The 13,532-nt window shown below is 72.7% G+C and carries 12 protein-coding genes and 1 pseudogene; 11 read left to right on the top strand and 2 right to left on the bottom strand.

Features of this window, described 5'->3' with window-relative positions; genetic code table 11:
* The first annotated feature begins 103 nt into the window (after positions 1–103).
* Positions 104–1,312 carry a hypothetical protein gene (locus ACT2CW_RS12325; RefSeq protein WP_445516543.1) on the top strand — a complete coding sequence of 403 codons (1,209 nt, stop codon included), beginning with the start codon at positions 104–106 and terminating at the stop codon, positions 1,310–1,312.
* Between the two features lie 136 nt (positions 1,313–1,448).
* Here ACT2CW_RS12325 and ACT2CW_RS12320 read toward each other — a convergent pair whose 3' ends face one another.
* On the bottom strand, positions 1,449–3,611 hold the full coding sequence (locus ACT2CW_RS12320; protein WP_445516542.1) for an alpha/beta fold hydrolase: 2,163 nt from the start codon (positions 3,609–3,611) through the stop codon (positions 1,449–1,451).
* 320 nt (positions 3,612–3,931) lie between these two features.
* Between ACT2CW_RS12320 and ACT2CW_RS12315 the strand changes: the two genes are divergently transcribed.
* The 10 genes and pseudogenes from ACT2CW_RS12315 (at position 3,932) to ACT2CW_RS12270 (ending at position 12,300) form a co-directional block, all read left to right on the top strand.
* Positions 3,932–4,126, top strand: a complete 195-nt coding sequence (locus tag ACT2CW_RS12315; protein ID WP_037952186.1) for a hypothetical protein — start codon at positions 3,932–3,934, stop codon at positions 4,124–4,126.
* A 62-nt stretch (positions 4,127–4,188) separates the two neighbouring features.
* Positions 4,189–5,073 carry an N-acetyl-1-D-myo-inositol-2-amino-2-deoxy-alpha-D-glucopyranoside deacetylase gene (gene mshB, locus ACT2CW_RS12310; protein ID WP_182473348.1) on the top strand — a complete coding sequence of 295 codons (885 nt, stop codon included), beginning with the start codon at positions 4,189–4,191 and terminating at the stop codon, positions 5,071–5,073.
* Positions 5,070–5,438 (top strand): DUF6113 family protein, encoded by a 369-nt coding sequence (locus ACT2CW_RS12305; protein WP_164429900.1) that lies wholly within the window; start codon positions 5,070–5,072, stop codon positions 5,436–5,438. The genes mshB and ACT2CW_RS12305 overlap by 4 nt, the downstream gene beginning before the upstream one ends.
* A 196-nt stretch (positions 5,439–5,634) precedes the next feature.
* Complete coding sequence (locus ACT2CW_RS12300; protein ID WP_445516541.1) at positions 5,635–7,890, top strand: hypothetical protein; 2,256 nt, start codon at positions 5,635–5,637, stop codon at positions 7,888–7,890.
* Positions 7,891–8,057: 167 nt separating this feature from the next.
* Positions 8,058–9,023, top strand: a complete 966-nt coding sequence (locus ACT2CW_RS12295; protein ID WP_445516540.1) for an ABC transporter ATP-binding protein — start codon at positions 8,058–8,060, stop codon at positions 9,021–9,023.
* Positions 9,020–9,763, top strand: a complete 744-nt coding sequence (locus tag ACT2CW_RS12290) for an ABC transporter permease (protein WP_445516539.1) — start codon at positions 9,020–9,022, stop codon at positions 9,761–9,763. Before ACT2CW_RS12295 ends, ACT2CW_RS12290 begins: the two co-directional genes overlap by 4 nt.
* An 82-nt stretch (positions 9,764–9,845) precedes the next feature.
* The gene (locus ACT2CW_RS12285; RefSeq protein WP_445516538.1) at positions 9,846–11,117 is read left to right on the top strand and encodes a sensor histidine kinase; all 1,272 of its coding nucleotides are present in this window, start codon (positions 9,846–9,848) and stop codon (positions 11,115–11,117) included.
* Between the two features lie 90 nt (positions 11,118–11,207).
* On the top strand, positions 11,208–11,780 hold the full coding sequence (locus ACT2CW_RS12280; protein ID WP_414082234.1) for a response regulator transcription factor: 573 nt from the start codon (positions 11,208–11,210) through the stop codon (positions 11,778–11,780).
* Between the two features lies 1 nt (position 11,781).
* Positions 11,782–11,910 (top strand): annotated as a pseudogene (locus tag ACT2CW_RS12275) (transposase); the annotation flags it as partial.
* Entirely contained in the window at positions 11,899–12,300 is a 402-nt protein-coding gene (locus ACT2CW_RS12270; RefSeq protein WP_445516673.1) for a hypothetical protein, read from the top strand. The pseudogene ACT2CW_RS12275 and the gene ACT2CW_RS12270, both read left to right, overlap by 12 nt.
* 30 nt (positions 12,301–12,330) lie before the next feature.
* Here ACT2CW_RS12270 and ACT2CW_RS12265 read toward each other — a convergent pair whose 3' ends face one another.
* Positions 12,331–13,494 carry an alcohol dehydrogenase catalytic domain-containing protein gene (locus ACT2CW_RS12265; RefSeq protein WP_445516537.1) on the bottom strand — a complete coding sequence of 388 codons (1,164 nt, stop codon included), beginning with the start codon at positions 13,492–13,494 and terminating at the stop codon, positions 12,331–12,333.
* Between the last annotated feature and the right edge of the window lie 38 nt (positions 13,495–13,532).

Here is a 13,532-nt window from a genome sequence, read left to right as displayed (position 1 = left end):
GTGGTCTCCGGACGGTCACGATCCGCATTTTTCTTCCACGATCGGTATTTTTCTTCGTCCCGCGACGGTTGCCCGGGGTGCGAGGCGGGGGAGACCTACGGCTATGGGGCAGGGACGGATACTCAACAGCGGAGCGCGCGTCTTCGGGGCGCTCGTCTGCGCGGTTCTCGGGCTGATCTCGCTGGGATGGATCATCCACGACCTGGACAAGGCCGATGAGGCGAGCCATCTGTGGTGGACCTGGGCCGGGCTGCCGTTCCGGGCCACCGGAGGGATCTTCGGCTCCTCCCTGCTCGACCTCGCGCTGCTGCTGGTCTACGCGGTCGTCGGGATCACCGCCCTGCGATCACCGTCCGCCGCGGGCGCGCTCGGCGCGGTCGCGGTGGCGACCGTCGCGGTGCGGCTGCCCAGCCTGTGGAACCTGAACTCCGACTGGCTCCAGGGCATCCCCGGCGATCTGAAGACCCGGGCGAATGCCAGCGCCTGGGCGCAGGTGGTGCTCGCGGGGCTGCTGCTGGCCGTCGTGGCCGCCGCACGCCGCCCCGTCGACCCCGCCGCCCCGCCGGTCTCGCCCGCCGACCGGCCGCCGGGCCGCCCCGCGCCCGGGGCGGCTGTGGTCGGCGCGCTGTTCCTGGGCGCGATTGGGGTCGTCATCGCCGCCTGGCAGATCTACTGGGCCCAGGAGCGGGGCTGGGAGATCTACAAGTACCTGCTCACCGGCAAGCACACATTGCCCACCCTGCTCTCGGCGCCCGGTGCCTGGGTCGCGTGGGCGGCGGTGGCGCTGTGCCTGGCCGGAGCGGCCGCCGCGCTCGCCCGCGCCCCGCTGGCGCGCCCGCTGGGGATGGTGGCGGCGGCGCTGGTGACGGCCACGGGGATCAGCGAGGCATCCCTCTACATCAAGCTCGACTATGTGGACCACCTCAGCGATCTGCCGACGGTGGGCGTGCTCAGCGTGCTCACCGGCTTCTTCGAGGCGATCGCGGGGCTGATCGCCCTGCTCGCGCTGGCGCGGCGGGGCGTGGAGGAGGACGCCACGGGCGCCCCGGCGTACGGCGGCGGCTATGGCGGCTACGACGGAAGCTATGACGGGGGCTACGACGCCCAGGGGCCCGGGGGCTACGGGGACGGCTCCGGGGCCGGGGGCTACGGCGGCGGTTATGGCGGCGGCTATGGCAACAGCGGCTACGGCAACGGCGGCTACGCCCCACCCCCGCCCGCCACTCCACCGCTGGTCCCCCCGCCGCCCGGCACCCCGCCCACCGCACCCCCGCCGCCGTCCGCACCCCCGCCGCCCCCACCGGGCTGGTGAGGGTGGCTGGAGGCGCCCCGAAGGGGCGCGGGGAACTGCGCGACTAGCCACGACGGCGCCGCAGAAGATCACGCGTGACCAGCCACGATGGCGCCGCAAACGATCAACGGCAGGCCAGGGCACTCCCAGCGGAGCGTTACCGCAGGCCGAGCGCCCGCTCAAGAAAGTCCACCTGGAGCAGGAGCAGATTCTCCGCAACCTGCTCCTGCGGCGTCATATGCGTCACCCCGGACAACGGCAACACCTCATGCGGACGCCCCGCGGCCAGCAACGCGGAGGAGAGCCGCAAGGTATGCGCGGCCACCACATTGTCGTCCGCCAGACCATGGATGATCATCATCGGCCGTACCGTGTCGGCCGCACCGGACAGCCCCTCGTCCGTCATCAGCGCGTTCGCGGCGTAGACCTCGGGCTGTTCCTCCGGCAGCCCCAGATACCGCTCGGTGTAGTGGGTGTCGTACAGCCGCCAGTCCGTCACCGGGGCGCCCACCACGCCCGCGTGGAAGACATCGGGGCGGCGCAGCACCGCGAGCGCGGCCAGATAGCCGCCGTAGGACCAGCCGCGGATGGCCACCCGGCCGAGGTCCAGCGGATAGCGCCCGGCGAGCGCCGTCACCGCCTCGACCTGGTCCTCCAGCGTGACCGCGGCCAGGTCGTCGCGCACCGCCTTCTCCCAGGCGGGGGAGCGGCCGGGGGTGCCGCGGCCGTCGGCGACGACCACCGCGAAGCCCTGGTCGGCGAACCACTGCGAGGTGAGATGGGCGTTGTGCGAGGCGACCACCCGCTGGCCGTGCGGGCCGCCGTAGGGGTCCATCAGGACCGGCAGCGGTCCGTCGCCCTCCTGATAGCCGCTCGGCAGCAGCACGGCGCACGGAATGTCCCGCTTGCCCGCGAAGACGAGCTCGGGTCGGGCGGTGATGACGGGCCGCTCCGGGTACGCGTCGAGCTCGGCGATGCGCTCGGCCGCGCCGTGGTCGGCGGGCCGGAGGAGCTCCACGCTCACCCCGGGCCGCTCGAGGCCCGTGTACGACAGCGCGATCACCTCGCCGCCGCGCACGGCGGAGTGGACCGCGGGGAAGGGCCGCCTGCCGACCGGCTCCCAGCCGCCCTGGTCGCCGCTGCCCCGGAACCAGGCGCGGTGGACGGCGATCTCACCCGGCTGCTCGGGCAGCGGGGCACCGGCCCCCGGGGAGGCGGAGAACAGCACGTCGTCCGTGCCGATGGCGAGGACCGCGCGCACCTGGAGGGCGCCGGAGGTCAGCTTGCGGTCGCCGACCATCAGCACCCGGGCGCCCCCTTCGTCCGCGATGCGGACGAGTCGTCCATCTTCGGTCCAGGCCGGCACCCCGGGGAAAAGATCCAGCCAAACCGCGTCCTCGTCCACATGGACCGTGCTGATCCGGCCGGTGTCGGTGTCCACGGCCAGGTAGAGCTGGCTGCGCTGGTCCCTGGCCTGGACCAGAAGCAGCGGCGGACCGTAGGCCGACCAATGCACCCGCGCGAGGTACGGATAGCGCTCCCGGTCCCACTCGATCTCCGTACGGGAGCCGTCCAGACCGAGCAGAACCAGCCGCACCTCCGCGTTGGCGGTGCCGGCGGCGGGATAGGCCACCTCAGCGGGCTCCCGGCCGGGGTGGGCGGGGTCGGCGATCCACCAGCGCCGTACGGGGGACTCGTCGGCCCGGGCGGCCAGCAGGGCGTCGCTCCGCGGCGACCACCAGAAGCCGCGTGAGCGGTCCATCTCCTCGGCCGCGATGAACTCCGCGAGACCGTAGGTGACGGAGTTCCCCTCCGGCTCGGCGAGCGCCCGGTCCCCCTCGCCGTCCGCGCCGGTGACCCGCAGCGCCCCGCCCGCCGCGTAGGCGATGTGGCGGCCGTCGGGGGAGGGGCGCGGGTCCACGACCGGGCCGGGGACGCGCAGCTCGCGGGTGGTGCCCGTGGCCAGCTCCGTGGTGAACAGCCGCCCGGAGAGGGCGAAGGCGGCCCGCTCGACCGCGGCGTCCACCGCGTAGCCGACCACCCCGGCCGAGCCCTCGCGGCTGCGCTCGCGCCGCGCCCGCTCCTCGGGGGACAGCTCCTCGTCGGCGCCGCCGAGCAGCTCGGCCGGGTCGGCGGCGGGGTACTCGCGCCGTCCGGCGAGGTCGTACACCCACAGCAGGCCGGTCCGGTCGGTGCCCGAGCGGGAGCGCAGGAAGACGACGCGTGAATCGTCGGGGGCCACGGTGAGGGCCCGCGGCGTCCCGAGGGTGAAACGTTGGGTGCGCGCGTGCTGCCGTGGGAACGAGAGCTGTCCGGTCATAGGGGGAGCGTACGGCCGTCGGATCATCGCGGGGGAGGGTACGGATCGGTAGGCCGGGCGGGCGTTGCCCCTGGCACGGTCCGGCCGGGAGGGCGCCGGTCCCAAGCCGCCCCGGGCGATGGCGAGATGGCGCATAACCAACGAGAAGTAGCCCCCGGGGCCGGGAAGTTCGTGCGATCAGGCATGCGCCCCTGTCATGCTCCCGTGCACCGAGTCGTGTGCGCAGCGCCATAGTTATGATCGATTGCGCATAGTGGGTAGCCCCCCTGTGGCATCAATATGTTGTCCGTCCGAGTGCGTGTACCTGGAGGTGAGCCGCTGTGGCGCTCTCGATCTCGATGTCAGTGCTGCTGCTGATCATCGTCTTCATGCTCGTGAACAAGGCAGGACTGAAGGCGGTTCATGCGATCGTCTGTGTCCTCCTCGGCTTCTACCTGGCCAGTTCATCGGTCGCTCCGACGATCGACGACCTCACCACCAACGTGGCGGACATGATCGGCGGCGTGAAGATCTGACCCCGAGCGGGGCCGGGGCGTGCGACCCATGGGCACGTGTGTGCGAATCGTAGGCTGTGCCCATGACCGTTCTTCCCGCCCGTCGTCTGCTGCTGGTACACGCACATCCCGACGACGAGTCGATCAACAACGGCGCGACCATGGCGAAATATGCCGCCGAGGGCGCACACGTCACCCTGGTGACCTGCACCCTCGGTGAGGAGGGCGAGGTCATTCCGCCTGCCCTGGCGCATCTCGCCGCCGACCGCGACGACGCGCTCGGCCCGCACCGGATCGGCGAACTCGCCGCGGCCATGGACGCCCTGGGGGTCGAGGACCACCGCTTCCTGGGCGGGCCCGGCCGCTATCGCGACTCCGGGATGATGGGCGCCCCGCAGAACGACCGGCCGGACTGCTTCTGGCGGGCCGATCCGGACGAGGCCGCCGGGCATCTGGTGTCCGTGGTCCGCGAGATCCGGCCACAGGTCCTTGTGGCGTACGACACCAATGGGGGCTACGGCCACCCCGATCACATCCAGGCGCACCGCGTGGCGATGCGCGCCGTGGAGCTGGCCGCCGATCCCGGCTTCCGCCCCGATCTCGGCGAGCCGCACGACATCGCGAAGGTCTACTGGAACTGCGTGCCGCGCTCGGCCGTCGAGGAGGGCTTCGCCCGGCTGCGGGCCGAGGGCCGTGACTCCCTCTTCCCCGGCGTCGCCACGGTGGACGACATCCCCGGGGTGGTGGACGACGCGGACGTCACCGCGCTCATCGACGGCGTCCCCCACGCCGCCGCGAAGGCCGCGGCGATGCGCGCCCACGCCAGCCAGATCGCGGTGGACGGCCCCTTCTTCGCGCTCTCCAACGACCTGGTCCAGCCGATGTTCCTCCATGAGCACTACCGGCTCGTCAAGGGCGAGGCCGGGGCGGACCGCGAGGACGACCTGTTCGCGGGGGTGGCGGCATGACGGCCCCGCGCCTGGGCGGATACGCCCTGCTCGCCGTGGCCGGAGTGCTGGTGGGCGCCGCGGGCGCGCTGGTCCAAGCGGCGTGGTTCCCCGGCGGGTTGCTGCTCGCGCTGCTCGCGGTGGCGGGCCTGTGCTACGGAGGGGTCAAGGTCATGGGCGCGCGGATGGGCGGCGGAGTGCCCGCGGGCGCCTGGACGGTGGCCGTGTTGCTGCTCACTTCCTCCCGTCCGGAAGGGGATTTCCTTTTCGGCGCCGGGCTGGGGTCGTACGCTTTCCTCCTCGGCGGGATGTTCATCGGTGTGATGTGTGCCACGCTGCCTTTGGTGCCGCAACCTCCTGGCCCGCCGGTCCGACTTGGTAAGTGACGTGACGTTTTCGGCGCGACGTCCCCGGCACTCGGAGGCCCTTCGGGCGCACGGCGAAGGGTGCGCCTCGGGCGTACCGGATGCGGTGATCCGGCGGCCGTCAAGTGCGCGTCCGCACCGCCCAGTATGGTGGTGCCGCCGCCGAGCCGCCCGCGCGAGGTCTGACGGGCGGCGGAGCTAACTGGGAGAACCTGCTTTGAGCCGTGAATCTGACAGTTCGTCCTCCGGGCCCCGGGAGGGAAGCGGTGGTGCCGCCTACCCGTCGGGCACCCCGCCGTACGGATCCCGCCAGTACCCCTCGCCGAACCCCACGCAGGAGGCCCCGCAGGGTGCCGCCGAGGATGGGCAGGCGCGTGCCGCGGCCAAGCCGGAGGAGCCGAAGACCGAGACCACGCTGACGACCCGGATCAAGATCAACATCCCCGGGTCGCGGCCCATCCCGCCGGTGGTCATGCGCACACCCGTCGCGGAGGACGGCGTGCCCGCGCCGCGCTCCGGCGGGGACGAGGACGCCCCCGAGCGCACCAGCGCCCTGCCGCGCGTCGACTTCACGCCGACGCCCGAGCGCGGTGTGCCGGCCGAGCCCGGGGGGGCCGGCGAGCCCACCGAGGGCCGGGAGAGGAAGAGCGGCAAGGGCGACGGCGAGCGGACCAGCGACTGGTTCGCGCCCCGTAAGCCCAGAAGCGGCTCGTCGGCCACCGGTAGCACTCCGAAGCCGTCGGTGCCCCCGGCCCCGGACACCACGCAAGGGTTCCCGGCCCCGGACACCACCCAGGGGTTCCCCGCGCCCGACACCACGCAGGGTTTCCCTTCCCCGGAGACCACCCAGGGATTCCCGGCGCCGGACACCACTCAGGGATTTCCCGCGCCGGACACCACTCAGGGGTTCCCGGCACCGCAGCAGGGCGGCGGTCCCGTCGCCGATCTGCCGTACTTCACCGACGCCCAGGCGCCGTCCGGCCACCCCGAGCCGACCGGGCCCACCACCGGGCCGGTCACCGGTGACATGTACGTGCCGCCGTCCGGCCCCGGTGCGGGCCCGCACGACGGCGACCTGCTGGCCCCGCCGGGACCGGGCCCCGCGTCCGGTCCGTACGGCGGTGACCCGCAGACGCCTCCGGGCGGAGTGGGGCCGCTGGCCGGGGGAGGCCCGGCCGGTCAGCCGCCGACCCCGCCGGGCGGTTCGCCGCTCTCCGGCAGCCTCGGCGCCACCACCGGCGTGGGACCGCTGAGCGGTCCCGGGGCGGGGCCCGCGGACGGCCCCGGAGCCGATCCCTCCCCCTCGCTGTTCCGCGACCCCGAGCCCACGCCGACCGGTGGCGTGCCGCCGGAGCAGATCTCCAGCGACACGCTGGTCAGCGGGGTGCCCGTGGTGCCCTCGACCGAGGGCCGGGCCAAGCCGCCGTCCCCGCCCGCCCCGGGCGGTCCCGGGGCCCCGGCGCCCGGCGGCGACAGCGCCCCGGCGGCCTCCGCCCCGAAGACCGGTAAGGCCGGTAAGCCCAAGAAGAAGGGCCGGTCCAAGGTCGTCATGGCCGGGGGCCTGCTGTTCGTGATCGCGGGCGGGGCCTACGCGGCCGGTCTGGTGATGAACCACGCCGATGTGCCGAACGGCACCACCGTGCTCGGCGTCGACATCGGCGGCACCTCCAAGGAGGTCGCCGTCGACAAGCTGGACACCGCCCTGGGCAAGCGCACCACCGCCCCGCTGACGGTGTCGGTCGACGGCCAGGAGAAGGAGATCAAGCCGTCCGTCGCGGGCCTGGCGCTCGACACCGAGGCCACGGTCCGGGACGTCGCGGGCCGGGACTACAACCCGGTCACCGTGATCGGCTCGCTCTTCGGCGGCACCCATGAGGCCGACCCGGCGGTCACCGTGGACGAGGAGAAGCTGCGGGACGCCCTGGAGCGGCTCGCGGGCGACTCCGGCACGGCCCGCGAGGGCGGCATCAGCTTCACCTCCGGCAAGGCCGTCCCGGTCTACGGCAAGGAGGGCAAGGGGCTGGACGTGGACAAGGCGGTCAAGGCCGTCTCGGACGGGTTCCGGCTGCGCGCCGAGACCGGCCAGAACAAGGCCATCACCCTGCCGGTCACCATCAAGCACCCCACGGTCAGCAAGGCCGAGGTGGACCGGAAGCTGAAGACCTTCGCCGAGCCCGCGATGTCGGGGCTGGTCACGGTGCAGACGGACGCCCAGCACTCGATCCCGTTCGGCCCGGACAAGTCGCTGCCGAAGATCCTCTCCATGCGGGTGGTCGACGGCAAGCTGGTGGAGCACTACGACCTGGCCGTCCTCAAGCAGCTCTACGGCAGCACCTTCGACGGCGTGCTGCTCGAGCGGGGCGACGGCTCCAAGAAGCCCGTCACCCCGGAGGACGTGGAGTCGGCGCTGCGCCAGGCGCTGCTCGGCAAGACGCCCAGCGAGCGCATCGGCATCGTCGGCAAGGACAACTGACCGGCCCGTCACCCACGGCCGGACGACGCGGCCCCCGCCCGGCACCGGGCGGGGGCCGCGTCACGCCTACGGGGCCGCGTCACGCCCCGGTCCATGACATCTGTCATCCCCAGGTCACGACCGCTGACACTGCCGGGCACACCCCGCCCTCGGCCAGTCTTATGGCCATGACGCCAACGACCGCTGTTTCCGACCCCGGCACCGGGGCCGCCACCACGGGCGCGCCGCCCGTGGTCCGCTTCGAGAAGGTGAACAAGTCCTACGGTGGCGTGCGCGCCGTGACCGATCTCGATCTCACCCTGTACCCGGGGGAGACCGTCGCCCTGCTGGGCCCCAACGGCGCCGGCAAGTCCTCCAGCCTCGATCTGCTGCTCGGCCTGCGCCACCCCGACTCCGGCCGGGTGGAGGTCTTCGGCACCACCCCGCGCGAGGCCATCGTCCGGGGCCGGGTCGGCGCGATGCTCCAGAGCGGCGCCCTGATGGAGGAGGTGACGGTCCGCGAGCTGGTGGGGCTGGCCTGCGATCTGCACCACAAGGGCCATCCGGTGGACGAGGTGCTGGCGCGGGCGGGGATCACCGAGATCGCCTCCCGCAAGGTGAACAAGCTCTCCGGCGGCCAGGAGCAGCGGGTGCGCTTCGCGTTCGCCACCGCCGGGGCCTCCGACCTCATCGTGCTGGACGAGCCCACGACCGGTATGGACGTCTCGTCCCGGCAGACCTTCTGGGGCGCGATGCGGGAGCAGGCGCAGCAGGGCCGTACCATCCTGTTCGCCACCCACTACCTCGATGAGGCCGACGCCATCGCCGACCGGGTGATCGTGCTGCACGGCGGCCGGGTGCTGGCCGACGGCTCGTCCGCCGAGATCAAGGCGATGGCCGGGGCCCGCCGGATCGCCTTCGAGCTGGACGGGCCGGTCGACGAGCCGGCGCTGCGCGCCCTGCCCGCGCTGACCGGGATCGAGATTTCGGGGCGTACCGTACGGATACGGTCCACCGACGCGGACGCGACCGTCCACGCGGTCTACGGGCTGGGGCTCTATCCGCACGGGCTCGAGGTCACCGGCCTCGGCCTGGAGCAGGCGTTTCTCGCCATCACCGACGCCGCGACGGCAGTTGAGGAGTCCGCACGATGAAGGCGCTGGTCAAGCTGGAGATCGCGCGGACCCTGCGCAATCGCAAGTTCATGTTCTTCACGATCATCTATCCGTCCGTGCTCTTCCTGCTGATCGCGGGCAGCACCGACGCCGACGACCGCGTGCCCGGCACCCGGCTGTCGATGCCGCTCTACTACATGGTCGCGATGGCCTCCTTCGGGGCGCTGACCGCCGGGCTGATGGGCAACGGCGAGCGGATCGCCAAGGAGCGCGAGGGCGGCTGGACCCGCCAGCTGCGGCTCACCCGGCTGCCCGGGCGCGGCTATGTGGCGGCCAAGGTCGCGGTGGGTGCGGTGGCCACCCTGCCGTCGATCGTGATCGTCTTCGTGGTGGCCGCCGTCGCCAAGGGCGTACGGCTGGACGCGGCCTGGGAGTGGCCCGCGCTGACCGCCGCGATCTGGGCGGGCTCCCTGGTCTTCGCGGCGCTCGGGGTCGCCATCGGATACCTGGCGAGCGGGGACGCGGTACGGCCGCTGACGATGATCATCTACTTCGGTCTTTCGATTCTCGGCGGGCTGTGGATGCCCACCACGTCGTATCCGGACTGGCTGCGGAACATCGGCGACTGTCTGCCCACCCACGCCTACACCGCCCTTGGCCAGGCGATCGAGCTGGGCGGCGCCCCGCACGCCAAGGACGTGGCGCTGCTCATCGGCTATCTCGTGGTCTTCGCGGGCGGCGCGGCATGGCTGTACCGCAAGGACACCCGTAAGGCATGAAGCGCACCCATGAGGCATGAAGCGCACCCGTAAGGCATGACCGAGGGCGTGGCCCGAGGCGTGATCCGAGGAGAGAACAACCATGGCTGACCGGGCCGAGTGGACCGACGGCGATCCGCAGCGCCGCCCCGCCGGGCGCCGCCGGCTGACCTGGTGGGCCGACGCGATGGCGTACGACGAGGAGAACGACCGGGTGGCCAACATCGGGCAGTCCCCCGAGAACCGCAAACAGGCGCTGGTCAAGCTGCTGTGGATCGGGATCTGGATGGCCTATATGGGCGCGCCGGTGAGCGATCTGGCCGACGGCCACCACACCGCCCTGGCCACCGTGTGCGGCGGGCTCGGCCTGCTGGTCTTCGTCGCCGTCTATCTGATGCTGGTCTTCCGGCACACCGGGCGGGCGCTGAGCCGGGCCGCGGTCCTGGGGGCGCTGGGCATGATCAGCGTGCTCGCCGCCGTGCTCACCCTCACCATGGGCGACGCCTGGCTGGTGCTCTCGGTCTATGTGTCCGTCGCCTTCGGGGCGGTGCTGCCGCTGCGGCTGTCGAGCTGGGCGATCCCGCTGAACACGGCGTTCATGGTGGGCATCGGGGTGCTGGTGCGCGGTTCGCACGGACTGGTGTCCGCCCTGGTCATCCCCTCGCTGCTGGGCGGCTTCGCGATGAGCGCGGTGGGGCAGATGGTCCGCACCACCCGGGCGCTGCGCGCAGCCCGCGCCACCGTGGCCCAGCTCGCCGCCAACGAGGAGCGGCTGCGGCTCGCCCGCGATCTGCACGATCTGCTGGGCCACTCGCTCTCCCTGATCACGCTCAAGAGCGAGCTGGCGGGGCGGATGCTGCCCGACAAGCCCGAGCAGGCGGCGCGTCAGGTGGCCGATATCGAGCGGGTCAGCCGGCAGGCGCTGGTGGACGTCCGGGAGGCGGTGAGCGGCTTTCGGCGCCCCACCCTGGAGTCCGAGGTCGCGGGGGCCCGTACCGCCCTCGCCGCCGCGGGCGTCGCCGCCGATCTGAGCCGGGCCGGCGTCCACCACCCCGACCTTCCGCCCGACCAGGAGGGCGCGCTGGCCTGGGCGCTGCGCGAGGCGGTCACCAATGTGGTGCGGCACAGCGGGGCCCGGCGCTGCGCGGTGACGCTCGACGAGACGGGCGACGAGCTGTGTCTGACCGTCACCGACGACGGCCGCGGCGCGACCGGTCCGCACGGCAACGGGCTCACCGGGCTGGCCGAGCGGCTCCAGCTGGCCGACGGGCGCCTGGAGACCGGCCCCGGCGAGCGCGGCGGCTTCACCCTCCGCGCCCTGGTCCCGCTCTCCCGCGGCGCCCATGTGGAGCTGCCCTCGCAGGCCGCGCCGTAGTGAAGGCGGGCGGACCGGCGGGTCCTGGCCACCGCGGGAGCGGCTACGCTGCGGGGCGTGATCCGGGTACTGCTGGCCGAGGACCAGTCCATGGTGCGGGAGGCGCTGGCCGCGCTCCTCGGGCTCGACGGCGAGATCGAGGTCGTCGCGCAGGTGGCCCGCGGCGACGAGGTCGTGGACGCCGCCCGGACCCATCGCCCCGATGTGGCGCTGCTGGACATCGAGATGCCCGGTATGAGCGGGATCGAGGCCGCCGCCGCGCTGCACCGCGCCGAGCCCGGGATCCGGATCGTGATCCTCACCACCTTCGGCCGCCCCGGCTATCTGCGCCGCGCCATGGAGTCCGGCGCCGACGCCTTCCTGGTCAAGGACGCCCCGGCGGCGCAGCTCGCGGACGCGATACGGCGGGTGCTGGGCGGGGAGCGGGTGATCGACCCCACGCTGGCCGCCGCCGCGCTCGTGGACGGGGCCAGCCCGCTGACCGCGCGGGAGCGCGAGGTGCTGGGCGCCTCGGCGGACGGCTCGACCAACGCGGAGCTGGCCCGCGCGCTGAACCTGTCGCCGGGCACGGTCCGCAACTACCTCTCCACGGCCATCCAGAAGACCGCCGCCCGCAACCGCGCCGACGCCGTCCGCATCGCCCGCGACAAGGGCTGGCTCTAAGATGGACCGGCACCGTTCGGTCAGTGGCCATCAGGGCGCCTACGAGATGCGGGAGATCGTGAACGCGATCCTCTATCAGGGGCGGACCGGCTGCCAGTGGGCCTATCTCCCGCACGACCTGCCGCAGAAGAGTACGACGTACTACTACTTCGCTGCCTGGCGGGACGACGGGACCGACCAGGTCATCCATGAACTCCTGCGCTGCCAGGTCCGTGAGCGGGCCCGCCGATTGGAGGACCCGACCCCGGTGGTGCTGGACACCCAGAGGGTCCACGCGGCCGCCGGGGTCCCCGCCGCCACGACCGGCCCAGAAGACCTGCCCGAGCACCCTGACTACCCTCGTATCCTCGCAGTCTTCAACGAGGCGACGGGCCGGCTGCGGGCCAAGGATGTCTGCGAAGCCCTCGACCACGAACTGCTGCCGAAGAACGTCGAAGGCACCCGAGCCAAGCTGAAACGCCTGGTCAAACTCGGCGTCCTCGCTGAGGTCGACACTGGCAGTTTCGCCAGGAAGCAGTAACCGGCCGAGCCCCGATTGGCTTCGTTCACGTCAAACAGCAGCCGTATGGCCGCCTGTGCTCGTAAGAAGGGCGGTCGTGCGGGTGGTGGGGATCAGCGGGCCTTGTCGGCCGGCCGATGGGGTGAGGCTGGTGCGGTCGAACGGGCCACCGTGCGCGGCGGCGTACGCGATGGCGTCGTTGACGGCATCGAGGCCGAACGACCGGACTCGTTCGGGGGCGAGATCCAAAGTGCCCGAGGCGAGGAGCCGGATGATGCCGACATTGGCTGTGCGCGGGTACATCCACTGCCCGCGCACGGTGATCGAGTTGCGCATGATCCATGGGTACGGGAGTGCGAGGTCGTCGCCACCGAGCATGCCGACGCCGCCCATGAGGACGACGCGGCCGTACTCGCGGACGGTCATGGCCGCCGCGCGCGACGCCGAGCTGGGTGCGCTCGGCGGGAGCAAGTCGATCACCATGTCGATCGGGCCGTCGGCCGCCGCGGACATCGCCGCGCGGTCGGTGGCCTCGTCTCCGGTCAGCGGGACCGGGCTCAGACGCGGACCGAACCGGTCGGCGAGGAGGTCGAGTGCGGCCTGGTTGCGGCCGGGGGCGACCACGCGGCCTGCTCCCATCGCGAGCGCGACCGCGACCGCGCTGCTGCCGAGGTTGCCGGTGGCCCCGCTGACGAGCAGCGTCTCGCCGGCTGCCAGCCCGCCTGCCAGCAGCCCGCCGTAGGAGATGGTGTGCACGGTGAGCGCGGCCCAGCGGGCCGGATCCTCCCCTGCCACGGTGGGCAGCGGGAAGACGTTCTCCGTCGGGACCCGCATGAGCTCGGCGAACGCGCCGTCGTGCAGGTACTCGGCGAGCCGCGCGCCGCCCTCGCCACGTGAACTCCAGCCCTGGAGCGTGATGTCGGGCGTCAGGGCATCGTCTCGCGAGCGCACCGTCGAGTCGCACCACACCAGGTCGCCGATCCGCAGGCGGGTGGCGTCCGGGCCGACGTGGACGATCCGCCCCACCGCGCCAACACCGGGCACGACAGGAGGGACAAGGGGGTACTTCCGCTTGCCACCGAAGACTTCGGCCGCGTAGGGCGCCACGCTGGCGGCGAGGACCTCGACCACCACCTCACCGCCCCCGGCCTCGGGGTCGGGCACCTCCCGCACCGTGAGCGGGGCGCCGAACTGCGTCAGAACTGCTGCTCGCACGTGATGACCTCCGTGTTGTCCGTGCTGGTGGGATCGAC

Source organism: Streptomyces sp. NEAU-174, from assembly GCF_052665095.1.
This window is presented reverse-complemented; position numbering and strand designations above follow the sequence as displayed.

Coding starts and splice junctions, on each gene's coding strand:
- ACT2CW_RS12325 (WP_445516543.1), top strand. CDS start 104: ATGGGGCAGGGACGGATACTCAACAGCGGAGCGCGCGTCTTCGGGGCG.
- ACT2CW_RS12320 (WP_445516542.1), bottom strand. CDS start 3,611: ATGACCGGACAGCTCTCGTTCCCACGGCAGCACGCGCGCACCCAACGT.
- mshB (WP_182473348.1), top strand. CDS start 4,189: ATGACCGTTCTTCCCGCCCGTCGTCTGCTGCTGGTACACGCACATCCC.
- ACT2CW_RS12305 (WP_164429900.1), top strand. CDS start 5,070: ATGACGGCCCCGCGCCTGGGCGGATACGCCCTGCTCGCCGTGGCCGGA.
- ACT2CW_RS12295 (WP_445516540.1), top strand. CDS start 8,058: ATGACGCCAACGACCGCTGTTTCCGACCCCGGCACCGGGGCCGCCACC.
- ACT2CW_RS12290 (WP_445516539.1), top strand. CDS start 9,020: ATGAAGGCGCTGGTCAAGCTGGAGATCGCGCGGACCCTGCGCAATCGC.
- ACT2CW_RS12285 (WP_445516538.1), top strand. CDS start 9,846: ATGGCTGACCGGGCCGAGTGGACCGACGGCGATCCGCAGCGCCGCCCC.
- ACT2CW_RS12280 (WP_414082234.1), top strand. CDS start 11,208: ATGGTGCGGGAGGCGCTGGCCGCGCTCCTCGGGCTCGACGGCGAGATC.